This is a genomic window from Sinorhizobium sp. CB7, from assembly GCF_041357635.1.
Classification (GTDB): domain Bacteria; phylum Pseudomonadota; class Alphaproteobacteria; order Rhizobiales; family Rhizobiaceae; genus Rhizobium.
This window is the reverse complement of record NZ_JAULLL010000075.1, coordinates 1-390: the sequence shown is the minus strand read 5'-3', so window position 1 is coordinate 390 and position 390 is coordinate 1. Positions and strand designations below refer to the sequence as shown.

At 64.4% G+C, this 390-nt stretch carries 1 protein-coding gene; it reads right to left on the bottom strand.

Features of this window, described 5'->3' with window-relative positions; genetic code table 11:
• Positions 1-390 (bottom strand): hypothetical protein (locus AAE029_RS36240; protein WP_371077769.1); only part of this gene is annotated, 390 nt, incomplete at both ends.

The following is a 390-nucleotide window of genomic DNA, read 5'->3' as shown; positions in this document are numbered from 1 at the left end:
CCAGCATGCCGTGGAACAGAAGACCCTGCTGCAGGTCCGTCGCCGGATAGATGTCTTCCACGTCGGCAAGCGGAAGCGACAGGCGCTCGAGCTCCGATTGATTGAGACCCGACAGGACGAAGTCGGACGCCGTGCGCCTCGGCTCGGCCTTCAGGCTATGGTCGATCAGCAGGGCGAGCCTGTCCTTGAAGTCTGCCACCAGCCGTTCGACCGTTTGCCTCGACAGCGCACCCGGCATGTAGGTCCAGGACAAGGAGAGCCGGCCGTCGGAGACCATGCCGTTCAGGTTGAGCACATACGGGTTGCGGCCGTCCGGTGATAAAGAATCGCCCTTCGCCTCGCCGGCAAAGCCGAAGCGGCCCTCCGGCCTCAGCGACTGGTCGAACTGGC